21 protein-coding genes and 10 pseudogenes are annotated in these 23,441 nt (G+C 67.1%); 13 read left to right on the top strand and 18 right to left on the bottom strand.

All coding sequences use genetic code 11. The features are described from left to right. Positions 1–147: 147 nt before the first annotated feature. Together IEZ04_RS23110 and IEZ04_RS36305 are read left to right on the top strand one after the other, a co-directional pair. Positions 148–234, top strand: a pseudogene (locus IEZ04_RS23110) (IS5 family transposase); the annotation flags it as partial. A 57-nt stretch (positions 235–291) separates the two neighbouring features. Further along, on the top strand, positions 292–624 hold the full coding sequence (locus tag IEZ04_RS36305) for an immunity protein TriTu family protein (protein ID WP_506004864.1): 333 nt from the start codon (positions 292–294) through the stop codon (positions 622–624). Between the two features lie 221 nt (positions 625–845). On the opposite strand, the gene IEZ04_RS23100 is transcribed toward IEZ04_RS36305, so the two are convergent. Beyond that, complete coding sequence (locus IEZ04_RS23100; protein WP_189218874.1) at positions 846–2,177, bottom strand: MFS transporter; 1,332 nt, start codon at positions 2,175–2,177, stop codon at positions 846–848. A 268-nt stretch (positions 2,178–2,445) separates the two neighbouring features. Between IEZ04_RS23100 and IEZ04_RS23095 the strand changes: the two genes are divergently transcribed. Next, entirely contained in the window at positions 2,446–2,670 is a 225-nt protein-coding gene (locus IEZ04_RS23095; protein WP_229821201.1) for an S-methyl thiohydantoin desulfurase domain-containing protein, read from the top strand. On the opposite strand, the pseudogene IEZ04_RS23090 reads toward IEZ04_RS23095, so the two are convergent. The 3 genes and pseudogenes from IEZ04_RS23090 to IEZ04_RS23080 all read right to left on the bottom strand — a co-directional run. After that, a pseudogene (locus IEZ04_RS23090) lies at positions 2,641–3,068 on the bottom strand (transposase); the annotation flags it as partial. The gene IEZ04_RS23095 and the pseudogene IEZ04_RS23090 overlap by 30 nt on opposite strands. Before the next feature lie 26 nt (positions 3,069–3,094). After that, a pseudogene (locus tag IEZ04_RS23085) lies at positions 3,095–3,202 on the bottom strand (IS481 family transposase); the annotation flags it as partial. A gap of 137 nt (positions 3,203–3,339) precedes the next feature. Next, positions 3,340–4,269: a LysR family transcriptional regulator gene (locus IEZ04_RS23080; protein WP_189218873.1), complete on the bottom strand. Its 930-nt coding sequence runs from the start codon at positions 4,267–4,269 to the stop codon at positions 3,340–3,342. Between the two features lie 88 nt (positions 4,270–4,357). Here IEZ04_RS23080 and IEZ04_RS23075 point away from each other — a divergent pair, with 88 nt between their 5' ends. From IEZ04_RS23075 to IEZ04_RS23065, 3 genes and pseudogenes are all read left to right on the top strand, one after another. After that, positions 4,358–4,909: a DapH/DapD/GlmU-related protein gene (locus tag IEZ04_RS23075; RefSeq protein WP_189218872.1), complete on the top strand. Its 552-nt coding sequence runs from the start codon at positions 4,358–4,360 to the stop codon at positions 4,907–4,909. 81 nt (positions 4,910–4,990) lie between these two features. Continuing rightward, positions 4,991–5,098: pseudogene (locus tag IEZ04_RS36010) on the top strand (IS5 family transposase); the annotation flags it as partial. Between the two features lie 384 nt (positions 5,099–5,482). After that, a complete protein-coding gene (locus IEZ04_RS23065) occupies positions 5,483–6,031 on the top strand; it encodes a GNAT family N-acetyltransferase (protein WP_189218871.1) in 549 nt (182 codons plus the stop codon). A 128-nt stretch (positions 6,032–6,159) separates the two neighbouring features. On the opposite strand, the gene IEZ04_RS23060 is transcribed toward IEZ04_RS23065, so the two are convergent. Then, positions 6,160–7,017, bottom strand: coding sequence for an IclR family transcriptional regulator (locus tag IEZ04_RS23060; RefSeq protein ID WP_189218870.1), 858 nt, complete (start codon positions 7,015–7,017; stop codon positions 6,160–6,162). A 456-nt stretch (positions 7,018–7,473) separates the two neighbouring features. On the opposite strand from IEZ04_RS23060, the gene IEZ04_RS23055 reads away from it, so the two are divergent. From IEZ04_RS23055 to IEZ04_RS23040, 5 genes and pseudogenes are all read left to right on the top strand, one after another. Beyond that, entirely contained in the window at positions 7,474–7,827 is a 354-nt protein-coding gene (locus IEZ04_RS23055; RefSeq protein ID WP_189218869.1) for an SH3 domain-containing protein, read from the top strand. 467 nt (positions 7,828–8,294) lie between these two features. Further along, positions 8,295–8,721: pseudogene (locus tag IEZ04_RS23050) on the top strand (transposase family protein); the annotation flags it as partial. A gap of 290 nt (positions 8,722–9,011) precedes the next feature. Beyond that, a complete protein-coding gene (locus IEZ04_RS23045) occupies positions 9,012–9,389 on the top strand; it encodes a RidA family protein (protein WP_189218868.1) in 378 nt (125 codons plus the stop codon). Between the two features lie 105 nt (positions 9,390–9,494). Then, positions 9,495–9,635, top strand: a pseudogene (locus IEZ04_RS36265) (TnsA-like heteromeric transposase endonuclease subunit); the annotation flags it as partial. Between the two features lie 269 nt (positions 9,636–9,904). After that, positions 9,905–10,633, top strand: a complete 729-nt coding sequence (locus IEZ04_RS23040) for an SDR family oxidoreductase (RefSeq protein ID WP_189218867.1) — start codon at positions 9,905–9,907, stop codon at positions 10,631–10,633. 526 nt (positions 10,634–11,159) lie between these two features. On the opposite strand, the gene xynA is transcribed toward IEZ04_RS23040, so the two are convergent. Next, complete coding sequence (xynA, locus tag IEZ04_RS23035; RefSeq protein ID WP_189218866.1) at positions 11,160–11,885, bottom strand: endo-1,4-beta-xylanase XynA; 726 nt, start codon at positions 11,883–11,885, stop codon at positions 11,160–11,162. Positions 11,886–11,896: 11 nt separating this feature from the next. Here xynA and IEZ04_RS23030 point away from each other — a divergent pair, with 11 nt between their 5' ends. Together IEZ04_RS23030 and IEZ04_RS23025 are read left to right on the top strand one after the other, a co-directional pair. Beyond that, positions 11,897–12,925, top strand: coding sequence for a TauD/TfdA family dioxygenase (locus tag IEZ04_RS23030; RefSeq protein WP_308429823.1), 1,029 nt, complete (start codon positions 11,897–11,899; stop codon positions 12,923–12,925). Positions 12,926–13,131: 206 nt separating this feature from the next. Next, positions 13,132–13,443 (top strand): annotated as a pseudogene (locus IEZ04_RS23025) (STAS domain-containing protein); the annotation flags it as partial. 70 nt (positions 13,444–13,513) lie between these two features. Here the strand turns inward: IEZ04_RS23025 and IEZ04_RS23020 are convergent. The 12 genes and pseudogenes from IEZ04_RS23020 to IEZ04_RS22970 all read right to left on the bottom strand — a co-directional run. Further along, positions 13,514–13,936, bottom strand: a complete 423-nt coding sequence (locus IEZ04_RS23020; RefSeq protein WP_189218864.1) for a VOC family protein — start codon at positions 13,934–13,936, stop codon at positions 13,514–13,516. A 219-nt stretch (positions 13,937–14,155) separates the two neighbouring features. Further along, positions 14,156–14,365, bottom strand: coding sequence for a hypothetical protein (locus IEZ04_RS23015; RefSeq protein ID WP_189218863.1), 210 nt, complete (start codon positions 14,363–14,365; stop codon positions 14,156–14,158). A gap of 10 nt (positions 14,366–14,375) precedes the next feature. Continuing rightward, positions 14,376–14,574, bottom strand: a pseudogene (locus tag IEZ04_RS35835) (helix-turn-helix domain-containing protein); the annotation flags it as partial. Positions 14,575–15,400: 826 nt separating this feature from the next. Next, complete coding sequence (locus IEZ04_RS23010; protein ID WP_229821199.1) at positions 15,401–15,706, bottom strand: hypothetical protein; 306 nt, start codon at positions 15,704–15,706, stop codon at positions 15,401–15,403. Between the two features lie 422 nt (positions 15,707–16,128). Continuing rightward, positions 16,129–17,577 carry a phytoene desaturase family protein gene (locus IEZ04_RS23005; protein ID WP_189218861.1) on the bottom strand — a complete coding sequence of 483 codons (1,449 nt, stop codon included), beginning with the start codon at positions 17,575–17,577 and terminating at the stop codon, positions 16,129–16,131. A 725-nt stretch (positions 17,578–18,302) separates the two neighbouring features. Continuing rightward, a complete protein-coding gene (locus IEZ04_RS23000) occupies positions 18,303–18,872 on the bottom strand; it encodes a hypothetical protein (protein WP_189218860.1) in 570 nt (189 codons plus the stop codon). Positions 18,873–18,877: 5 nt separating this feature from the next. Beyond that, positions 18,878–19,873, bottom strand: a complete 996-nt coding sequence (locus tag IEZ04_RS22995) for an alpha/beta fold hydrolase (protein ID WP_189218859.1) — start codon at positions 19,871–19,873, stop codon at positions 18,878–18,880. Beyond that, positions 19,870–20,388, bottom strand: a complete 519-nt coding sequence (locus tag IEZ04_RS22990) for an HTTM domain-containing protein (protein ID WP_189218858.1) — start codon at positions 20,386–20,388, stop codon at positions 19,870–19,872. The genes IEZ04_RS22995 and IEZ04_RS22990 overlap by 4 nt, the downstream gene beginning before the upstream one ends. Before the next feature lie 503 nt (positions 20,389–20,891). Beyond that, complete coding sequence (locus IEZ04_RS22985; RefSeq protein ID WP_189218857.1) at positions 20,892–21,065, bottom strand: hypothetical protein; 174 nt, start codon at positions 21,063–21,065, stop codon at positions 20,892–20,894. Between the two features lie 105 nt (positions 21,066–21,170). Further along, positions 21,171–21,368: a hypothetical protein gene (locus IEZ04_RS22980; RefSeq protein ID WP_189218856.1), complete on the bottom strand. Its 198-nt coding sequence runs from the start codon at positions 21,366–21,368 to the stop codon at positions 21,171–21,173. A 927-nt stretch (positions 21,369–22,295) separates the two neighbouring features. Further along, positions 22,296–22,834: pseudogene (locus IEZ04_RS36260) on the bottom strand (IS701 family transposase); the annotation flags it as partial. Between the two features lie 389 nt (positions 22,835–23,223). Then, positions 23,224–23,441 (bottom strand): annotated as a pseudogene (locus IEZ04_RS22970) (CTP synthase); the annotation flags it as partial.

Here is a 23,441-nt window from a genome sequence, read left to right as displayed (position 1 = left end):
ACGCTCGAAGCATCGTTGAGACGTGCCTGAGGGCGTACCTGGAGTCCCGGGTCGCGCGCGAGCAGCGCGCCACGATGGTCGCGGATGGCGCAGTCCCTGCCTGAGGGCGGCGCTGCCGCCCGCTTCGAGCAGGGGCGGCCCGCCCGGCTCTTCCGCCTTCGGCTCGCACATCCGGAGGTGACGGTCGCCTGGGCGGACTCCGCCTACGGCGGCGACCTCGTCGCCTGGTCGAAAACGCCATCCGTACGATCAGGTTCGACGACTCGTTCGACTGTGACAGCGAGGGACGTAATGCCGGCGATCATGCAGTGGCTTGTGGACTGGCACGCCGCACATGAACAAGAACTCCGCTCTCGCGGGATCAGCCTCACGGTGCAGCAGCCGGCCCCTGGCACAGCCACCAGAGGGCGCCCGAAGGCAACGGCCGTGAGCCTCGCTCTGGAGTCGGACGAGCGTCTGGGGAAGCTGTTCGTATGGGAACAGGGAAGCGCTTCACTGCTTTTCATCGACTCCCGCACCGAGTACACCTGGCAGGACGAGCAGGTGATCACCTCGGAGAACGATCTGCCCCGGGTCCTGGCCCCGCTCATCGATCTCCTCGAAGGATCCGCTGACCGAGGTTGAACGACAAGATGAGTAGCCGGGTCATATGCCTTGACCGGTGACCGTATGTGGCCGCGGGACAGTACCGCCCACCAGGCAGTCACGATGGGCGAGTGCGAAGGTGAGCGGGAGGAATGGGTGAGCTCGCGTGTCTGCAGTTCGCGACTTGAGTCGCTGCCTGACGGGGGCACATCGGCCGGAAGACCGGGGCGGCGTGTCCCCGTCAGGCGATTGTTCGGCCGTTACTCGGGCGGGGTGGCCGGCATGGCGATGCGCCAGGCGATGGCCCCGGAGGCCGTCAGCCCTGCGATGGCGAGAAGGCTGCTGGTGAGGAACGGATCGGTGCCGTTCAGCACGGGGGCGAAGCCGATGCCGACGTAGAGGGTGACGCCGGTGGATCCTCCGAGCTGGTCGGCGGCTCGCTGGACACCGGAGGCGATGCCGGCGTCATGCTCGGTGACTCCGCTCACCGCGGCGTACTGCAGTCCGACGATGCCGAAGCCCATGCCGGCCGCGATGAGGATCATCGCCGGCATCATCGCGGCGGCGTTCGCGCCGAGGTGGGTGGTGAGGGCGATGGCGGCCATGGCCAGTGCGGTGAAACCGACTCCGGCAAGGGCGCAGACGCGGGCGCCGAAGCGTCCGAGCAACTGCGGGACGACGATGGAGGCGGCGATGAGGGACACGGCCAGGGGCAGGAGCGTCAAGCCTGCCTCCAGGGGACTCAGGCCCAGCTGGTTCTGCAGGTAGTAGGTGAACAGCAGGAACGAGGTGGACAGTGCCGCGCTCAGGAGCGCGGTCGCGAGGTTGGCCAGGACCCGTGAGCGGTTGCGGAAGAACCTGAGGGGGACGAGTGGGTTCGCCGCGCGGCGTTCGACGGAGACGAACAGGATCGCGGCGAGCGCGGCACCGGCCAGGGCCAGGGGCGGCAGCCATGGCTGTGCGCTGTCTCCTTCTCCTGTTTCCACGACGCCGTAGGCGAACAGCAGCGGAGCCGCGGTCAGCAGAAGTGATCCGGGCAGGTCCAGCGCGGTGCGCTCGGCCGGCGGATCGGCGGGCACGAGGAGGAGCACCGCGGCGAGCGCGGCCAGGATGAACGGCACGGCCACCAGGAAGACCCACCGCCATCCGAGCAGTTCCGTGATGATCCCGGAGAGCACGAAGCCGAGCACCAGACCGCAGCTGGCCACCGCCGCCCAGACGCTCAGCGCCCGGGACCGGCGCGGTCCCTCCGGGAACATGAGCACGATCACCGCCATCGCCGCCGGCAGGGCGAGGGCCTCACCGGCCCCCTGGAGCAGCCTCGCTCCCACGAGCAAGGGGAAGGACGGTGCAAGCCCGGCCAGCAGGGACGCGGCGCCGAAGACCGCCGTCCCGGCCAGCAGGACGCGGCGCCTGCCGAGCACGTCGCCGAGCCGGCCGCCGAGCATCAGCAGACCGCCGCCGGTGATCGTGTATCCGACGACCACCCAGGTCAGCTGACCGCCGTCCGCGCCGAAGTCGGCTCCGATCGACGGCAGGGCAACGTTGACCACGGTCACGTCGACCGCGATGAGGAACTGCAGCATGGCCATGCAGCACAGCACCAGCCACGCACGCACGGGGGACGACACGTCCCGGCGCGCAGAGAGAATGCCTGGAAACACTGGTAATGCTCCGTTGCTCGGAAGATGTTTCCGGGCAGCTCAAGGAGCCGCTCCGGACCGACCGGAAGCGACGGAACGTTCAGCAGATGTGAGACGAACGCCCGCCGCTAGCGGAGCGTCCTCGTCACCGCGGCGCAGGCGGCCGCGCAGCAAGCACCAGACATGAGCACGACTCTACCGGAGCCGCTGGGAACACGTGGCGGCGGCCGCCGGTGTCCTCGGCGGACGGCTGATGTTCACCGGCAAGATCGGCGACGTGCTGCGCAGAACCCAAGGCGGCTTCGCCCGGGGCACGGCCCGGCTCGCCGGACTGTCCGGCGACACCGGGGCGACGCTGGAGCTGTCCTTCCAGAACGAGAACCTGGTCGCCACCCGGGACGGCGAGGTCGTGTCAGGAGGCACACTGATCGTTTCGGAGTGATCTACGGAGGCGTCGGAGGCAGATGGTGCTGCAGACGAGCTCGAGCGGGCCCTGGCGAGGCTCGGCTCGGCACTCGTGGCGGATGCGCAGGCGCTTGAACTGGTGCAGCCAGGCGAAGGTACCCTCGACCACCCAACGCACCGTGCCGAGTCCGGAGCCGTGCGCGACACCGCGGCGGGCGATCGTCGGCTCGACGCCGCGTTTCCACCGCAGACGGCGGTACTTGTCGAAGTCGTGGCCGCGGTCGGCCTTGAGCGCCGCGGCTTGCTTCGGGGACGACCTCGCGCTGGGCCTGGAGCGTCTGCGGAACGGTGGGACCGCGTCCGACAAGGGCAGGAGTCGGGTGGCGTCATGGCGGTTCCGTCGGTGAGCGTGACGGCGAGCGGGCGGCCGGTAGCGGCCGGCCCGTCGTTCGGCGGTGGCCTACCTGGAACCGTTCGGCCGCCCGGCGCAGCGGCCGGCCGTCCCCGACCACGCACCAGGCCAGACGCAGCCTCCCGGTCGGCATCAGCGGGGCGTCACCGTGGCACATGAGAGCCTCCTCGGACCGGCGGAAGGTGTCGCAACCCCCACCGAATCCAGAAGGCCCTCACCCATGCAAGACCGCATGCCGTCACCGACGTGCCCGAACAGCACAACGAGGGCGTGTCCGTCGCAGCTGTCCTCAGGTCAGCGGCTTACCCAGTCCGGCGCCCATACGTCGTCCGGGGTTCGAGGCCCTGACGTGCGCAGATGGTCACGCAACGCGGTCAGCACGGGGTGCTGGTCTCCGGTGCGGGACAACAGCACGTGCGGGTAGACCGGGGTCGGTTCGTGCAACGGGACGCGCCGCAGGTCGTGGGTCTGGGGCCACAGGTACCGGTCCCCACTGCCGACGAGGGTGGCCAGCGAGGCCGAGTCGGCCAGCGCGTCCATCAGGGCCTCGTCACCGAAGTTGGGGCCGAGCGCGTCGATGCTCAGGCCGAAGGCCTCGGACAGCGCCTGGTAGAACGCCGCCCACTCCGTGCCTGGCCTGATCCCGGGGATCCAGATGCGGTGGCCGGCCAGGTCCGCAGGCCTGACCCAGGGTGCGTTCGCCAAGGGATGGCCGGGTCCGACCAGGAGTTCCAGGGGTGCGTCCAGGAGTCGTTCGGTGCTGATTCCGGCTGGGACCTGGTCTACCGGCAGGGCGCGGAAGGATGCGTCGACGGTTCCTTCGAGCACCGCCTGGGCGGCCTGGGCGGCGTTCTCGTTGCTCAGTGTGACCGCGTCCAGGTCCATCTCGGGGTGGCAGCGGTAGAACCGGTAGACGGCCTGGGCCGGAGCGATGCGCCGGTTGAGGATGTCGACGCGCAAAGGCCGGCTGCCGGGGCGCACGGCCTGCTCGGCCTGCTCGAGGGCTGCGAGGACCTTCTTGGCGTGCGGCAGGAAGACCTGCCCGTCGAGGCTCAGCCGGGAGCCTCGTGAGGTTCGCACCAGGAGCGTGACTTCGAGGTGTCTCTCCAGGGCTGCGATCCGCTTGGAGACCGCCTGCTGACTGATCCCGAGCTCGTCCGCCGCTGCCTGGAACTGGCCGGCCTCGGCTACGGCCACGAACGTCCGCAGCGCCTCAACATCCACACCTTCAGCCTATCGACACAACGACAGGTTGTGTCGGTAGGTCGTGAGGTTGTTTGATCGTGCGTTCTACGGGTGGTGGGATCGCCACATGCCCACCCGCACAGACCAGGTCCTCTACGTTCAGTCGCCCGAGTTCGCGCGCCATGCGGAGCGAATCGTGGAAGTGACTGACGCGACCTCTCGCCTGAACGTGCTGCCGTTCAGTGACAGTGAAGGCCGTGCTGAACTACTTTCTGTTGTGTTCGGTGGCCCGCTCCCGGAGTCGGTGACGATCTACCCGCCGTTCTTCACCGAGTTCGGGCTGAACACGACGTTCGGAGAGAACGTCTTCGTCAACCAGGGATGCACGTTCATGGACAAGGGCGGGATCCGCATCGGCAACGGTGTCATGATCGCCCCGAAGGTGAGCCTCATCACCGGGGGGCACCCTCTGCCCCTCGCCGAGCGTCGCGAGTATCTCTCCTTCGCCCCGATCGTCGTCGAAGACGACGTCTGGATCGGGGCGTCTGCCGTGATCCTGCAGGGAGTGACCATCGGTGCCGGTGCCGTGGTCGCCGCCGGCGCGGTGGTGACCGGCGATGTTCCTGCCCGCACCCTGGTCGCGGGAGTCCCCGCCCGGGTGATCAGGACGATCGACTGAACCCGGCCGGGCCACCGGTCTCCGGCATCCTCGAACGGCCCGGACGAGGACGCCGGAGGCGAGGTCTGCGGTCTGATCTCCATGCCCCGTCACGCCCGGCCGACCGACCAGCAGTGGGACTGCATCCAACCCCTACTGCCCACCAGCGTCGGTCGCCATGGCGGACCTTGGGCCGACCACCGCAGGATCGTGGAGGCGATCGTCTGCCGGTACCGCACCGGTATCCCTTGGCGGGACCTCCCGAGCCGAGCAGCGGGGCAAGGCGTACTCCTCCCGCGCGATCCGCCTGACGCTGAAGGTGCGCGGGATCACCGCGGTCCTCAAAGAACGCAAGGACCAGCGAAAACATCGTCACCGTCGTGGTCCGGGGGCGGCCGCCCACCGAAGTTCGACCCGGCGGTACACGAGAACCGCAACGTTGTGGAACGGTGCGCGCTCTGCCCAAGCAGTGGCGGGGCCTGGCCATGGGGTTCGACAAGCTCGCGATCGTCTACCGCTCAGTTGCGGGCCTTGCTGCAGTGCTGGTTCGGACCCGCATGCAACAGACGTCGGGCGTGCGTTAGGTTGCCCGCCATGACCGGACTCGGACCCGTCGCCTGGCCACCTGCCCCGATACGGACCCAACGGCTCGTGCTCCGCGAGTCCGAGGCCCAGGACCGTGCGGCGTTCGTCGAACTGTTCGCCTCGCCGGAGGTGCGCACCTACCTCGGTGGCCCTCGACCGCGTGACGAGCTCGAACGCGCGGTGCCGGCGGTACCCGGGCGGCGCCCTGGGCTGTTCGTGATCGATCTCCACGGAGCGATGATCGGCACGGTCACGCTCGGGCGGCGCGACGCGGAGCGTCCGGGACACCTCCGCCCGGAAGCCGGGGAGGCCGAGCTCGGCTACATGTTCCTGCCCGAGGCGTGGGGACACGGGTACGCCACCGAGGCGTGCGCGGCAGCACTCGGCTGGTTCGCCGACGCGCTGCCCGGCGAGCCGGTGGTGCTCTGCACCCAGACCGCCAACGACCGCTCGCTGCGTCTCGCGGCGAAGCTGGGGTTCACCGAGGTGAAGCGGTTCGAGGAGTACGGCGCCGAGCAGTGGTTCGGCATGTGGTCCTCGCCCACGTCGAGCGGTTGAGCTGCGGGTGCCAGGCCAGGCGGCTCCCTGTGGCCTGGGCGGTTCCATCAGGACCCCGCGGCACCGCGCCCCGACACGACCGAGGGCCGCGTCCGGTACGCGGAGGCGGCCCTGTCGTGCGTCCGGGGCTATCCGGCCAAGGAGCGGGGGTCCGTCCCGCCCGAGGCGAGCAGGTTGAGCCGTTCGGCGGTCGCGACGGTCGCGGCGACGGGCAGCGCGAGGTCGCCGGACATCAGCGAGGACGGCTTGAGGACGGAAACGGCCCCGTAGACGGAGTCACCCCACATGACGGGGGCGGCCACCGCGCTCCATCCGGGGACCTCCTCGCGGGCGACGGCGTAGCCCGCCTCGCGGATCTCGTCCAGGGACGCGGCGAACTCCGCAGGGGTGCGGGCCGTCCCCGGCCCGGCGCCGGCGGGAAGCGGCTGCTCCAGGATGCTGGAGAGCAGGAACGGGGGCAGATGGGCGGCGATCGCCCGCCCGGAGGCTCCGACGCGCAGGGAGTGGCTGACCTCGATCAGGTCGGTGACGCTCAGCCCGAGCGACTCGAAGTCGTAGCGGCCCGGCGCGCTGGTGCCGTAGGCCTTGCGCGGGCCGCCGTAGGGCGAGAGCACCCACAGCAGCGCGAAGCCGTCCACGGTCCGGCTCAGGTGCTCCAGGGCGGGGCGGGCGACGCCGGCGTCGAGCGTGGCGGCCATGGCCTGCATACCGACCTGGGCGGCTCCGGGCCCGAGCCGGTACCGGCCCGGCGGTACTCGCAGGAAGATCGAGGTGGCGATCCCGGATTGCAGTATCCGGTAGACGACGGTGATGTGCAGGCCCGTGGCGGCGGCCAGTTCACTGGGACCGTGATCCGCGCCGGGCAGCAGGGTGAATGCCTGGACGACGAGCATGACCCGGCGGGCGTGAACGGTTCCGCCCGCGCGTTCGCTTTCCGGCTGCGATTCGGCTGTGTTCTTTTCCTTCAGCGTGGTGCGGCTGAGCATGCTGTTCCTTGTCGTGCATGCCGCCCTCCCTCCCCATGGACAAGGAAGCGGGCGGCCCTCTCTGCGAGCCGTCTGTCCGTGTGATGTCGCCGGTCGAGCGCGGCCCTGCCCCCTGAGTTCTTCCTCACCCCCGCTGATCACAGATCGAACTACTGATCGCAACTCTACATGCGCGATGCGGAACGGCATCACGGTTTCAAATCGCTCGATTCCGGACAAAAGGGGCATCGATTGCGCTACGCGAAATGGAACCGAGGCGCCACGCGAAAAGCGCCGTATGGGCAATCCTCCGTTCGGCGTCGTTTCGCGATGCGAAAAACTCGCACAATGGCACATGTTGCGCGGTGCGAAAATATTTGACAGGTTGTCTCGATGCTCCTTGAATGCATTTCGGTTTCACCAGCAAAGGCATTCGTGAGAGTGCCTCGAGAAGTACGAGAAGGTACGGGGGAGTACATGCAGATCCGTAGAGCCGTCACTGCGCTGACCATGACCGCCGCCCTGGCGGGGTCCGGTCTGGCCGCCGCCGGTACGGCAGAGGCCGCCGCGAAGGGCTGCTACGTCACGGCGTCCGCGGCCAACCTCCGCTCCAAGCCGTCCACCAGCTCCACGGTGGTGGGTGTCGCGTACAAGGGCAACAAGTGCTCGGAGAAGGACTGGAACTGGTCCGGCAGCTATGGCTGGACGAAGGTCAAGATGACCACCGGCAACGCCAAGGGCAAGACGGGCTGGCTCCGGAATGACCTGGTCCACACCGCCGCCGAAGACGTCGGCACCTGCATCCCCGAGGACGCCTCGTGCCACGGCTGATCAAGAACCCCTGACGTCCACGCGTCAGCTCCGCAACACTGAGAACACACCGCTGCCGGGCGGGTCCGCCAAGGGCCCGCCCGGCGCCGTTCGCTCACCAGGGAGATACGGCGTGTCAGCGCACTTCACCGAGCTCCGAGTCCGGGTGGACGAGCAGTGGTGCGGACCGACCGTATCGTCGCCGTCCGGCTGGAGCCGACCGCCGAAACCGCGCCCGGCGGCAGGGTGGGCCCAGGACCCCACCCAGCGCCTCCTGGTGCGCACCACGTCGCCCACTGAGGACGACGGCAAGGGCGCGTGGCAATAGGCCGCCGTGTGCGCGACGGACCGCGGCGAGGTGGTGGCCGGGACGCCGCTGGACGCGATGCACACCACCGAGGCGTCGGCGGGAGCCCTGCGGTATGTGTACCCGGTCCGCTCCACCGAGGGGCGGGTCACGCACTGGCAGGCCGGCACGGACCTGCCGCAGGGTCCCGCCCTCAGCTTGTTCCTTACGCTGGGGCAGGCGGGCGTTGGTGTCGGGCAAGAAGACACAGAACACGATGAAGGCCACTGCCCGAGACCACCGCCGCTCGCGCGGCAGGCGTGACCGGCTGCTTCGGCCACTTCCACCAGGGCGAGGTCCTCCTCGGCGACGGCTGCCTGGACGTGGGCCGTGACCGCCCCGGTCAGGCCCTCCCAAGGCCGAGAAAGCCGCGCCCCGGAGCCCTGCCGGGCAGGGTCCCGCAGTGGGAACGCGACCGACACGGCCACTCGTCCGACCGCGTCACCGTCGAGCACGCCCTGGCCGACCACGAACGCTGGGAACAGCTCATTCGCTGGATGCACCGACGCGACCGGCTGCCCGACACCTACCGCGCAATCGCCGCCCTCGTCTCCGACCGCAGCGTCAGCACATGGTCCGCCTTCGGCGGCTCCGCGGTGCGGGCACGTCCGATGGTATTCACGGATAACTTCTTGTTCACTCCTCGACAAGCCACTCTTCTGGGCGCGAATAGATTATGAATGGGCGTCGGCCCAGGAGGGACACTGTTTGAGCACAGGCCCGGCAGGAAAAGGCCGGAGTCGCGGCTGCTTCTGCCCGGGACGGCTCATCATGTGGTCGGCGCGCATGGAAAACCACCAGCAGAATCGGACGCAGGAGGCAATTCAAGAACCTTCGGGCGGAAGCATTCGGGTTCGGTATGCCGTGGGAATCTTTCTACGGATACAGCCAGGCACTTCGGGTCCACGATACGGCGTACATCTCCGGGCAGCTGTCCCACGACGAGGACGGCAATTTCGTAGGTGCCGGCGACTTCGAACTCCAGGTCAAGACGACGCTGGCCGACCTGGACTTGGTGCTGGTGCATTTCGGGGCCAAGCGAAACCAGATCGTGGAGACTACAGTGCTGGTCAGGGACTTGCGAGAACACTTCGACGCGACCGCGCGCCTCCACTCCGACTATTTCGGGAAGCACCGCCCCACCAGTACCGTCATGGGGGTCTCCGATCTCGCACTGCCGGACCAACTGGTCGAGATCGGCGCGGTCGTGCGCCTCGACATACAGGGCTCTCAGTAATCAAGGGTGTGGTCAAGGGTGTAGTTGGGATCTGATCCCGCCAGCCTCGGGAAGTGCTCGGGCGATGTAGCTGGTGAGATCGCGGAAGCCGAGCGCCGAGCCGCGGCCGGGCGGCCGGTGCGGCGCAACCATCGCGGGCCGGTGCGCTCCTGGGTGCCACAGCTCTTCGCCCGCCACACCGACGGCACCGCGCTGCTGGCCGACTGTCCCAGCAGACCGGGAACGGATGGCCAAGAGGCACGCAAGCGGACGGAAGTGGGCTGACTCGGATGACGGGTACCGCACTGCCTCCTCATCGGCGAGAAGCGAGGAGCGAGAAGCCGTGGAAGTGGTACTTCGGGCGCTCGGGCGCTCGAATCGCCCGCCTGCGGGAACCACCGTGCGCGAGCCACGCCGACCGTTCCGCCTCGGCCACTCGTCAGTGGGCACTGGGCCGGCTGGCCGAGCCACGCCGCGTTCAACGCCACAGTTACGCTCACCGCGAGCAATACGAGAAGGTCGAAGGAGGTGCGCGTATGGATCTCGTCAGGAAGACAGTGGTGGTCACCGGGGCCGGGCGTGGGTTCGGGAGGGCGTTGGCGTTGCACGCGGGCCGGATGGGTGCGCGCGTGTTCGTATCCGCTCGCACTCTGGCTGCCGCTCAAAAGGTGGCCGACGAGGTGGCGGCCGACAGCGGGGCGCGAGTGGATGCGTTCGCCTGTGATCTGGCTGCCCCAGCCACCGTACGGGGCTTCGCGGAGGGGGTCGCCGCTCACGCCGACAAGGTGGATGTGCTGATCAACAATGGCGCCCGCTACCTGGAAGGCCCGGACCTGTGGGACGCCGACGACGAGTCGATCACCGACACCGTCGCTTCCGGAGCCACCGGCACCCTGCTGACCGTCAAGCACTTCCTGCCCCTGCTGCGCGCTTCCGAGGGCGCAGACGTGGTCAACCTGATCTCCTCAGCCGCGGAAGCCCGGAACCACCGCTCTTCAGCGCATCCCGCGTTCTACGCGGCCAAGGCCGCCCAGGCCGGCTTCGCCGACGTCCTCTCTCATCGGCTCCGTCCCGAGGGCATCCGAGTCATCTCGCTCTACCCACCGGACTTCTCGGACGGCGATCCGCTCCACTCCACCTGGGACCAAGCCTCCCGGACCGCGGACGACCCACTGACCGCCCAATCCGTCCTCGACTGTGTCCTTTTCGCGATCGGCCAACCACGGGACTGCTTCATCCGCTCCTTCCACTTCGAGCAGCTGTAGGTCTGTGGCCCCCGGCACACGCTCAGGGCCGGGCGAGCCGTGAATCGCATACCTGACCCCGGCCTTCGCATGCGATGACCGGCCCGTCCCGACGACTGACGGTGGACCGACCTGACCCGCCCGTCGGCCAGGTACGAAGTGGAGTCCGGCTGTGGAGTCGGAGGTCGCCGTCCACGGAGTGCCGGGAGTGTCGTCTTCGTCAGCGTCACCACTGCTGCGGCCGTGGTGCATCCGGTGTTCCCGTGGAGAGGGCATACCCCTCTGTGCATTGACTCCAGCTGCCGGTCGGGGACTGGTGTTGAGCGCGGTGGTCGGTCCCGTGCTCGTGGGGTGGGATGTCGCCGATCGCTGTGTGCAGGTGCTGGTTGTCGGGCCGGTCGACCCTTTCCCAGCCTTAGGCCGTGGGTGCCCCACCATGGTGGCGAGGTCGCCATGGTGGGGAGTTCGCCACGGCTGCGGGACCCGCCACGGCTGCGGGACCCGCCACGAGGACGGACCCCGCAGCCGGTTGTTCGCCGGACAGAGGTCAGCCGCTGACCGTGATGTTCGAGCTTCCGCTGCTCTGGTAACCCTCGGTGGCCATGATCATGTAGTACCTGAACTGGCCCAGGTTCATGCCCGCGCGCGCCCAGGCGTCGAAGTGGTTGCCTGTGGTGATGGTGCCGGAGCCGCTGGTCACCTTCGACTGCCGGACGCTCCAGTACTGGTCGAAGGTGCGGGTGCCCTCGACGGAGGGGGCGTTGTACCGCGTCGTCTTGTAGATGTCGTACGTGCCGCCGTCGCTGTAGACGGTGCCCCTGTGCTCGCCGGTGGGCCGGTAGCTGCCCCAGTTGTCGACGATGTAGTACTCCACCAGCGGGTTCGACGTCCAGCCGTAGAGGCAGCCGTAGCCGTTGCCCGACGGGTTGAAGTAGCCGGTGTAGCGGACCGTCCTGCGCCCGCCGGTGTTCCAGCCCTTGCCGGCGACGAAGTTGCCGCAGTTGGTCCACCGGGTGCTGTAACTGCCGCCGCCGTTGAGTGTCATGGAGACGGAGCCGCCGCCGTCGGTCCAGAACGAGTAGTACATGCCGTCGTAGCCGGTCTGGTTGGTGGTGATGGTGGTGGCGGCGTGGGCGGTGCCGGGCAGCAGCAGTCCGGACGCGGTGGCGAGCGCGACGGTGCCGGCGCCGCCGAGGAAGCCTCGTCGGCTCAAGCCGCTGAAGGGAGCGGGGTTCTGCTGGATCTGGTCCTGCTGCGTGCCGTCCTGCTGCATGCGTCCTCCCGATGAAGGCTGGTGGGGGTCGGGCGGCTTGTGCTGCCCGCGGCCTTGCATGGAACACGGCGGGGGTCGCCCGTCGTCGTGCCGCAACGACCGGCCGCCATCCCCGGTCACATGACGCAAGGGGAACAACGGTCTCCTGTCGTTCGGTGGCCACAGTTTTCGAAAAGCGCCATGAGCCTGTCAACACTTTCGACAGTCTTTCGGAAATATTCCCTTCACCGGATGAGGTCTTGGCGAGTACAGCAGCGCTGGTCAAACTACCTGTCACGCGAACCGTCGTGAGGGATGGAATGAGGTATGGGAGGAACGTAACGCAAGCATGTGCGCGACGTTCGAAACTTTCGAACGGATGTGGACGCGACTGCGGCGGCCCCACCGGGAACGACTGCGCGCGAACGGCCTGGCCTGGATCGCCGCGTACGACGCGGCGAGACCGGACACGGCACCGATCCCCCCACACCGACACGGTGTTCGACCGCGATCCGCACTCGTATGTGGGTCCGGCATGCGTCCGGGCGGCACCTGACGGCGAAGGACGGTCACTGGTTGTTCGGGTCCGCGACGTGGTGGCACGGCTCGACGAGAGTGCCCCCGGCGCGACGGCGCTGCTCCAGGACGGCTGCTGTCCGTTCGTCAAGGGTGACCGCCCACCCCTTTTCGGCCCCGTCCTGGACCGCAGCGACGACGACCTGACCGTCCGCTCCCACGACAGCCATCCACGCGACGGGCTGCGGCTGCATCCGCAGACCCTCGACGATGCGCACCGGGCTGCCCTGCGGGCCTTCGCGGACGCCCTCGGGTGCGCCTCAGTAGTGTCCACCGTCCCACTGGGCCCCGGGGATCTACTGCGCCTGGACAACAGGCGGACCCTGCACGGACGCACCTCCCTGGCCGCCGGCAGCACCGGGAGGCACTTCAGGCGTCTGAAGATCCGCACACCACGCAGCCGACGCACCGAGCGCGCCGCCCTCGGCCCCGACGACCACCGAGACAGCGTGCGGCGCCCGCTCCACGCCCCTGCCGGCGTCTGAAGAAGGACACATCGTGACGTCGGACGCGGCCGAGAACGCGCCGGACGCGGCCGAGAACGCGCCGGACGCAGCCGAGAACGCGCCGGACGCAGCCGAAGACGCATCGGACGCGGTCGCGGACCTTGCCGCGACCGTCCGTCTGCCGGTGCTCAGCGACTCGGTGGGCGACCGCACGAGCTCCATGCCACTGACCGGTGCGGACGTGCGTCGTCCACCTCGCCGAGGTCACCGCCGTGGTCGGCCCCGACGGCAAGACCGTCGTCCACCGGGTCACCGGCGAGCTGTTCTTCGCCTCCTCCAACGACCTCGTCGGCCAGTTCGACTACGCGGGTGATCCGGAGAAGGCCGTCATCGACCTGTCCGCCGCACACGTCTGGGACGCCTCCTCCGCGGCCGCCCTGGACGCGATCGAGACCGAGTACGCCCAGCGGGGCAAGACGGTGGAGATCACCGACCTGAACGACCCCGGCGCCGACCTGCACGGCGAGCTCACCGGCGAACTCGCCGGCAGCCACTGACCCCCAGCGCGGCAACACCAAGAGGATCCCGGCCCAACCGGCCGGGGTCCTCCCGTCTCGTCCTGGCTCGCTACTCCGGTGAAGGACCGCGGTAGGTGCCGAAGGTCCAGAGGTTGCCCTCCGGGTCGCGCACCGTGCACACGTACGCCGCCGCCCCCGACCCGAACCGCGTCTCATGCGGCGCTTCGAGAACCTCGCCGCCGGCGTCGACCACCCGCCGGTGCACCGCGTCCACGTCGTCGCTCACCACGTAGACCGCGCTGGCGCCCGCCCGCATCCGCCCGTGCACGCTGTCCGTGTGCCGGGTCGAACCGAACACCAGCGCCCCACCGCCGGGCCACCGAAGCTCCCCATGCCCGATCCCGCCGTGCTCGTCCGGCGCGGCGACCGCCTGCTCGAAGCCCAGCACGTCGACCAGGAAGCGCAGCGCCGCCCTGGTGTCGTCGTAGTGCAGGACCGGCCAGACGGAGGACGGGGAGACATCGGGCGGCATGCCGCTCATCGTAGGCCGGTGGACAGCCGAGTCCCAAGAGCCTCCAGGGCCACCCGGATCGGCACCTGGCCTCTCGTACTCCGGGCCCTGATGTGAGGGAACATCGTCTTCGAGTCGACGTCGAAGGGGCTCGACACCGCGGCGCATCGACGACAACGGCCGCCCGCAGGCGATCGGGACGACGTCGGGCGGAACGACGCTCACCGACCTCACCTACGACTACACCAAGACGGGTAACGACGCCACGGGCAGCGCCGAGTTCACCTGCAACGACGCCGGCCAGCTGACTGGCCGGATCGCCTCGGCGACCCCCTGGTCGTACGACAGGCTCGGCACCGAGACCGCCGGCGGCCGCACCACCACCACCGCCCGCACGAACGAGACCTGGACCGGCCACAGCCAGCTCGCCGGCATCACCACCGGCGGCACGCGGTACGACGTCGAAGCGGCCGATCCAGCGGCGCACGGTGGCCGGGTCGTACTCCACCAGCACGGCGATCTGTGCAGGTGACGCGCCATGCAGTGACAGCAGCGCCATCATCGCCCGCACCACCGTCCGGCCCTGGCCGCGCAACAGGCTGCGTAATCGCTCACGTTCGGCAGCCGACGGCATTGGGATATACGGAGGGCGGGCGCACACTGACCACAGACTCGCCGGGTGGGCGGACGATGCTGGCGCTTCGATCGAACACCCGGCGAGGCCCATGTCAACGCCTGGCTCCCCGCACGGCGTCGCTCTCCGATACGCGCAGGACTTCCGGATACACGCCTGGACGGAGCGGGGTGCAGCAGTCCCCATTGCTCCTCACCGCGCACAGGGGCCGTGAACAACGGTCAACCTCCCCGTGTGCGAAACCCCAAACCTACCGCAAAGGCTTGGTTCTCTCGCCACACGGCAGGATAGTCGGGACAGGCGACGAGTTATGACTCGGCTGTTCCCGCGCGCAGCATTCGCCCCGGTCAGTTGAGGTCGATGTCCCTCCATTGCGCGCAATCGTCCATATTCAGCGTACCGGAGCATACGGTGATCTGCCACCAGGTGTTGGGCAGGGTTGCTTGCCTGATGCTGACGTCCACGTCCCCCGAGCCGCATATTTCGGCCCTCTTGGTGCCGATATTCGGCGGGAAGGGCTGGGAGTCTCGGCTGCCTCTTGTCCACAGTGAGTAGCAAGCGTCGCTTGAATTGGACAGAGTTCCCTCAAGTGCGAGGGTGGAGGAGTGGGTGGGATTCTCCCACCACGATTCTCCTGCTGCTACTGCGGTTTGATGTGTGACCGTCCATGTGTTCACGGGCGCTGTGTCCGCATGTGCAGTGGCCGGATTCGTGGCGACCGTAGCAGCCAAAACCACGGCACTGGCAGATGTTGCCAACCAACGTGCGATCACTGTTCGTCACCTTTCTGTTGCTCTGGTGTGCCGTGATGTCGCGCATCACGGGATGGAACAACGGGAGTGAACGACCTCTTACACCAGACGCAACGGGGCGCTGCAGTCCTCGGTGTTCTGCTCACCGCGGCACAGGTAGCCGTAGACGGTCGTGGTTGGCATGAGGTTCGGTACGGAGAGGTTGACCGACTCGGTTCCCTCGCCGCACAGGGTTGCCCGCTTGAAGGGGAACGCAGGGGTGAGGTCCTGCTTGATGCCCACCCACACCGAGTAGCACTCGGAGCCGGTGTTGGTGAGCTCGCCGTGAGCGACGAGGTCGGTGTACAAGGCCTCGCCGTTCACCCGGGAGGCGGTGCCGGTTGCTGTGGCTGTGCCGTGCGTCATCGTCCAGGCATTCTCTGCCTGCTGTGCCGTTGCGCTTGCCTCCGCGGCGGTCGCAGCGGGGGAGAAGGTAAGGAGAAGAGTGGCGCACGAGGCCAGAACGGCCACTCGGGGAAGGATCTGAAGCGTCTTGCGGGCCATGGTGTTCTTCACTCCTCGGATGCTCGAATCGTGATGAGCTGTGTTGGCGGGGCAGTTGCCCGTACGCTCGTCCGAGACGAGCGGCGCCGTACGCAGCTCCAGCAAGGCGCGCAGGGCCTTGCGCGTGTGGAGGGGACCGGCCGCTGCGGCCGGTGGCGTATCGGGTCAGCTGGTGGGAAACCTCCCTGCCGCAGTCCTCGATGCTGCCTGGTGCGGTCGTCCGGGAGCGTGGTGGCAGGAGGTACCGGACAACCGCCGCGGGAGCGGGGGCGGTGTCGGGCTGTCTACGCCGGCGCGGGCCTGAGGGTCGGAGACGTGCGGATGCCGTGATGCCGACGGAGGGCCGACAGGGCGGCCAGGTGGCCGCACATGCCGTGCACCGACGGGCCGGGCGGAGTGGCCGCCGAGCACAGGTAAACCCCGCTGAGGGGCGTGGTGTACGGATCAGCGCGGAGGGTGGGACGAGCAAGGACCTGGCGCAGGGTCAAGGCGCCCGCCGAGATGTCACCGCCGACGTAGTTCGGGTTGTACTCCTCGTGATTGACGGCGGTGGTGCCCCGGGAGGCGAGTATGGTGTCGGTGAATCCAGGGGCGTACTCCTCGATGCGCCGGGTGATCAGTTCGACGGGGTCCCGCGTGTCGCCGTTGGGCACATGCGCATATGCCCAGATCGGGCGCTTGCCGCCCACGGCCCGCGCGGGGTCGGTGACTGCGGGGTCCACGACCAGGACGAAGGGCCGGTCGGTGGCGTGCCCGGCGACGGTGGCGTTCTCCTGCCGCACCATCTCGGCGTATGTGCCGCCGAGATGAACGGTGCCGGCCCGGCCGGTCAGCGGGTCCGCCCAGGGAATGGGGCCGTCGACCAGGAAGTCGGCCTTGGCGGCGCCCGGGCCGTATCGGTAGCGAACGAGGGCGCGACGGTAGCGAGCGGGGAGCCGGTCGCCGGCGATGTTCAAGAACTCCTTGGGCCCCACGTCGAGCAGGACGATCGGGGCGCCGTCCAGTTCGGCGAGGTCGGTGACGCGGTGGCCGGTATGGAAGATGCCGCCGTACGCGCGGATGTCGTCGGCCATCGCCTCCGCGATACTGCCGCTGCCGCCTGCGGGCAGCGGCCAGCCGGTGGAGTGGGCGGTGTGTGCGAGGAAAAGGCCGACCCCGGTGCCCGCCAGGGAGGGCAGCTTGCCGACGCTGTGCGCGGCGACCCCGGTGAGCAGGGCGCGGGCCTCCTCGGTGGTGAAAGGCGTGCGGCGGGTGGCGTGGGCCAGGACGCGGGGGGCCAACCGGAAGGCAGCGGCCGGGTCGCGAGGCAGTGCACGCTGATTCGACAGAAGCAGGTCGGCCACGCCCCGGGTGTGTGCGATCAGCGGGCCCATCAGCCGGGTCCAGCGGGGGCCATCGGCGCCGAGGCGCTCGGCGGTGCAGGAGAGGTCTCGCCAGACGGCGGCCGTCCGGCCGTGCGGCAGCGGGTGAGCGTAGGGGATGTCCGGCTGGTGCAGTCGGACCCCGCGTGCCTCCAGGTCGAAGGCGCGGAAGAAGGGGGATGCGGCCGCCATGGGGTGCACGGCTGAGCAGACGTCGTGGACGATGTCGGTGTCGAAGTAGCTGGTGGTGCGCAGGCCTCCGCCGATGGTGTTGCCCTTCTCGTACAGGGTGACGGTAAGACCGGCGCGGGCGAGTGTGACGGCAGCGGCCAAGCCGTTGGGGCCGGTGCCGACGATGGCGGCGTCGGTCATATGGCGGTCCCGGCGGGCGTGGGCGTCGAATGCTGTAGACGGGCGGCCCTCAAGTCCACGGCGAGCTCGACGTTCGACACCGTGTACGCAAGATCGTTTCGAGGCGCTCGACGAGCTGAAACGGTGTTGGCTGCGCCCTGAGGAACATTTCGCGCGCCTTCTGCTGCCTTGTTGAGAGGATCGGTCAGCGTGTTGCTGGAACAGGTTGGGTTGCGAAGGGGTGAATGATACATACGCAGGATGCTCTTCCGGTCACGGGGTGGGCATGGCACATATCGGTCCCCGCTCGCAGTACGAGCGATATCGCAGGTGACAACGCCGCGGTGGCGGGTATCTTCAGAACGGTGACCATGCAACGAAGCACTGGCGAGCCGGAGGAAGTGCCGAATAAGTGTCCGTGTCCCGGCTCACCAGCGACAATTATTCACTCCTCTTAGGGTGTGCGAGGCGTCCCCGGCTCATTGCTTCACTGAAGCACTCTGCATCAACGTACCGATTGCCGGAGTGAACGCTGTGAATCGCCTGGACCGCCCGCTCTCCCGAAATACCTCTCGATACAACACCATGTGCGCCCGCCGCCAGGTATTTTTCGAGGGCCGGCCTGAACAGGCTCATCCAGTGTGTCCGGGGACTTCCTCACACCCGCGAGCAGGTCACTTGCATGCGGGAAGATGTAGGCATACCTTCCGACGCGTTTCCCAGGTGCTTCGATGTCCTGTGGACGCCTATCCCACCTGTGCTGCGGGAATGAAAGGGGAAACAAAGGAGTACAGAGGTTCTTCGGAGTCGTCATGACCGCTGTACCGCACAATCAGGAACTGGAACCCTCTGATGTCTCTGTTGCCGCCCTCGGCATTTGCAAGCTTATGGGCCACGAATCCCTTGAACAATTTGTACGCAGTAGTTTCCACTATGTTCTTCCCGTGCCCGTCGATAGAGACCAGCTCACTACACAGATCGAACACTGCCTTCTCTTGCCGGCGGCCTGGAGACCATATGGACTGAGCCCAGCTTCGAGGAGTTATCGTTGATGCAGCCTCCCATTGTGATTGCTCTCCGTCATGAGACAACGTCCGGTACAGGAGGTGATAGTCATGCTGTGCCGGCGTCGGCGCGAAGAACCTCCAGTTCGGTATCATGACGCCCAGCGGGTCGTACCTTCGCAGGCCATCGAAGGATCTGTTCGGATGCTGGCTGAGGGCCGTAGCGACCAGCCACACAGCCAGCGCTACTTCCACTGATGGCGCGGCCAAGCTGGAGGAACTTGGCATCTTGGAGCGTATCAGCTCGATCACTTTCCTCATCGTTCCAGCTCACCCTCTCCCATCTCGTGCAGAAATTCGCGAGCATATGAAACGGCCTGGGTAGCGGTCTTCTGCTTGACAAGAAGCTCAGTGTGTTTGGCATCCGCGATCACCTTGACGCTGCCAAGGGGCGCTACCGAGACGAGCTCCTCGTGCAGATCGCTGCTTATCCTGTCTGTCGCGTGGGTGTGACCCGCGGCTATGAGAAGAGTGGGGACAGGCACCTTCGGAAGGGTTCCGTCGAAACCGAGGAATTCCTTCTCTGCGGCTGACCATTCGCGTTTTGCAGCCGCCCACATCTTCCAGTCTCGGAACTGGTCAAGATAAAGTTTGCTTTCCTTTTGCGGAAGTTCGGTGCTCCAGGGAGGTGCAGCAAGCAAAAGGCCCAGCCCGAGACGAGCCGATTCAGCCATGAGACTAAGGATGTTATGCGTGCTTCTCGCACCGTTCTTTTGAGCCGAGGACCGCAGCAGTTGTCCTGGATGCGTGGGATCAAGCAAGATGAGCCCTCGGGCAATATCTGCCATGGACGCGGTTGCCCGCATAGCGAGGTACCCGCCCAGCGAGTGCCCGACCAGAACGATTGGACGATCCCCACAGACGTGCCGCACCAGCTCCTCAAGGTCCAGTACGGAGGACCGAAGATCGAACGGCGTATTACTGGCGTATTCGCTGCGTCCGTAACCTGCGCGGTCGTATGAAAGAATGGGGTGGTCATCACCCAGAAGGTGCCGGAACCAGGACCAGTGTGTATCCGTTGTCAGCAGACCTGACTCGAGAACGAGGACTGTCGGCCGAGCGGTCCTTGATGCTGACGCTTCACGGAATGTGTAAGAAAGAACACTGCCCCTCGTCGTGCGGAAGAAGAGTTCGTCCCCCCGGCCCTCAAGAACGCGACGGTGACGGCGTTTCTGTGCGGTTATCCCAAGTGTAGCTGCGCTGAGCAGGATCGCACCTGCGACCTTCGGCAGGGTGTCGTGCCGTGTCGTCATTTGATTCCCCTGTCGCCTGGCTGAAGAATACGAGCATCTTGTCGCTGCGCGGCGTAAAGAATCGCCGGGTACATTGAGGGGAAGGCCAGCGCAAACCTCCCCAGGCCCATCACCCGGGCATTCACCAGATGGAAGGATCCCGTGCAGGCAAGCATCAATGGTGCGAATGCTCCCTTCGCAGCGAAGGCGATGGGGAAGGAACATTCCAGTACAAGCACAGCGTGCGCTACCGTCTTCGTCAGCCTTGGGTGCTTCCGAGCCAATTTGTAAACTGTCGGATCGCCGTAGGACTCCGTTCTCAGGACTCCGGGGAGAGCCTCGCCGGACCGCCAGCCCTCACTCGGCAGTTTGACGATGCCAGAGATTGCATACGACAGTGTGGCTTGCAATGCGATATACCACAGGCAGGCATCCACCAGCCTCGGATTGCGGTTGCCAATCCTTGCAATAGTTGAGACAGACTGCGTAATAAACGTAACTTGATCTGTCCCATCCGTTCCATACCGCTGGTTCACGTACCCGACTGCCGATGTCAGCGCGAGTATCCCATTGGCAGTTGCCCTAACTTTCCGATGTGTGCCTGGCACCAACAGAGAGGCAGCGCACAGAACGCGTGCTCCATGTATAGCTCGCACGCTTCTAGGGTGACTCAGCGCATCAAGCAACTGACGAGCGGAACGAGGCAAAGTAGCGTAGTTCTGACGTGTGATACGCCAGTCATTGAGACCGCCGGCTTGGCGATCTCTTTCCGCCGCCAGGGCTTCTAGGCTGCTTATCATATGTGTCAAGGCGCTGCCTTGCTCAGTGAGCGTAAGCGCTGACTCCCGAGATATACGGGGAGGTGTGAGGATCCCTTTGACGGCGGAGCGCATCCAGAGCTTCATTCCCATGACGTACCCATATCGATGGTCAGAGTGGCGTGGCGCCTTACTGATGGCCGAAAATCGTGAGAACGCGGCCGCCAGAGATACGCATCTCCTGGCGGCCGCGTACCTTTGATCAATGCGAAAACCGCTGATCAGCCGACGAGGGCGGTGCGCACCGCGTTCGCCGCGTTGATGCCCGCAACGAGAACCGCCGGTGTGCAGAGCACAGGAACAGCCTCATCGGCGAGCATCTCGGGCTGAGCGGTTTCGAAGTTCAGGTCTGCGATCCGCTCATCTTCGTTGACAGCCGAAAGCATCGAAGACATGTTTCACCTCCATCTAATTGGCTAGCTAACAGTGATTTCGCTGTACGAGAGCAGTCGTCTCCATATGTGGAGGGACGTACTGCGGAACTAGAGAGGCGGAGCCTGTCAGCCGACTGCGGCGTAGACGGCCTTTCCGACCTCGTTAGCGACGGCAGGGGCGCACCCGAGCGCTCCCATCACTCCGTCCATGACTGCTGCCGGCCAGGCGCCGACGACGACTTCCCCCTCCTTGGCGTGGCTGCTCAGCATTGCAAGGGAGTTGATCTGCGCGTTCTCGTTCACCTTGGTGACTACGGGCGACATAGCACCTTCCTCAGTAGAATGGAACCGATCGGGCACCGCACAATCAAGTACTTGCGCGGATAATGCCCGCACTGCGCGAGAGCGGAGTAATTCCGCCCAACGCCCAGGGGACCTTACCTACGCATTGCAGCAGTAGGTGTGATGCATGTCACATGCATGCATCAACTAATTATTCACCGACCGGAAGGTGTGGGCGGTGATTGACAACGTCCTGTTCACACTGGGGTGAAGGCGCATGCGAGAAGCATGAAAGAGGTGCCAGATGTCTCAAAGTATGTGGGTGGTGACTGACTCCGGCACCTTGCGTAACAGTAGTTTCATCATGCATCGGCAGTGCGCAGCTTCTCCGGCGAGCTGTGTCGGCCGTCCTGGCTGCGCGCGGGTGCAGTCGGTCAGGCAGGAAGTAGCGGCTGCCGCGGGAGCCAACCGGTCGGCCTGGAGGAGTGTCTGGAGGCGCTGACCGAGGAGCATGCGCCCGCCGACGTGGTCGGCGAGGTGTCGCGGGGAAGCCGGTCGGACCGCGCCGGGCGGTGCCTCACCGACGGCACGCGAGTAAGGTGAAGGGGCTGTCGCCGCCATGACTCCGGCGGCTTGACTCCGGCGGCTTTGAGAGCCAGCGGTTCTCCGGTGAGTGCGGGAGTCACCTTGATGGTGTGTGACGTGCCGCTTCCGTAGTCATCAGGAGCTCTGGGCTGTTTGGCCGCCGCGCTGGTGTTCGTCGATCACGGTCCAGGTCGGGCAGACCGCTGGTGGGCAAGTCGCGCGAAGCGCTGTTCGAGAGGATCTGCCGGGCCGCGAGTCAGGGCTGCCGGGACGCGAGTCAGGGCTGTCGGGACGGGAGTCAGGGCTGTCGGGACGGGAGCTCGCGGTGCGGTTCAAGGATTTCGCGGAACACCGTGAGGCAGGAGCTGAGCTCGCCCGTGCCGTTGAAGCGGAAGGTGCCGCCGCGGCGGCCGAGCGTGCTGGGTGGGCGGTCATCTCCGCGCGGACGGCCAGCACATAGGCGAGCCGGCGCTCGTCCAGGGCCGGCCGCGGCGGTGCAGTGGTGCAGTGGTGCCGCAGGCGGCTTCGGCCACCATCACCGGCGGGGTCATGCCCCAGTCGGCCAGGGTGTCGAGCGCCCAGTGCGAGGCGCCACTTCTCTCGGTGGGTGACCTGGCGGGACGCCGGTCCTGGTCCGGCGGACGGGATCCGCCGCCCAGTCCTCGGGCAGGAACAACCGCCACTGCAGCGGACACGACGCCGTCGCGCTGACCGCGTGGATGCTGACCGCGACCTGGCAGTTGGCCCGCCTGCCCAGTGCGCCGCAGTGCTGCCGGGGCACGCCGACGGACATGGTCCCGTCCTCGGGCACCGACACATCGTCGATCGCCCACCGCCACTGGCTGGATCAGCGGCAGCATCCGCTCGCGGATCCGCCGCCGCACGGGCTGCCAGTGCCAAGTGGACTGGTTCACGAACCGCTGGCGCCTCACCACAATGGGCGCACCATCGGTGTTGTCCGCAGGAGCGAACTGATCATTTCGCCGACCTGCGGCTGGGCCGCCATCCCTCCCGTGCCACCGCGCCCCGCTCGGCCGGACCGACTGCCGGCTGCGCCCGCAACGGAGCCTGTTCGACACTGCCTCAGTGGTTCGAGGGAGGGGCTGTGCCGCGTCCCCTGTCTGCGTCGGCGTGGCATGCCGCGGTTGCCTCCGCGTACCTGCCCGGCAGCAGCCTGCAAGCACGCACCCCGGCATGCGCACGACCGCACCACGGATGTGCTCGCGACCACTCTGTCTGCCCTGGTACCACGGCAAGTCGCAGCGGCGCGACGGCGTCGATGATCCGTATCGTCGTGCGGGGCGAGAGCCGCTCAGCCACTGACTTCGGGCGGGGAGGCAGTGCTCACACGTTCCACGGCGGCTTTGACCAGTCCGGCGAAGAGCGGGTGCGGACGGGTCGGGCGGGAGCGCAGTTCCGGGTGGGCCTGGGTGGCGACCAGGTAGGGGTGGACGTCCCGCGGGTACTCGACGTACTCGACCAGCTTGCCGTCCGGGGAGGTGCCGGAGAACTGCAGACCCGCCTTCTTCT

The sequence above is a fragment of the Streptomyces ruber genome, from assembly GCF_014648075.1.
In the GTDB taxonomy this organism is placed as follows: domain Bacteria; phylum Actinomycetota; class Actinomycetes; order Streptomycetales; family Streptomycetaceae; genus Streptomyces; species Streptomyces ruber.
This window is presented reverse-complemented; position numbering and strand designations above follow the sequence as displayed.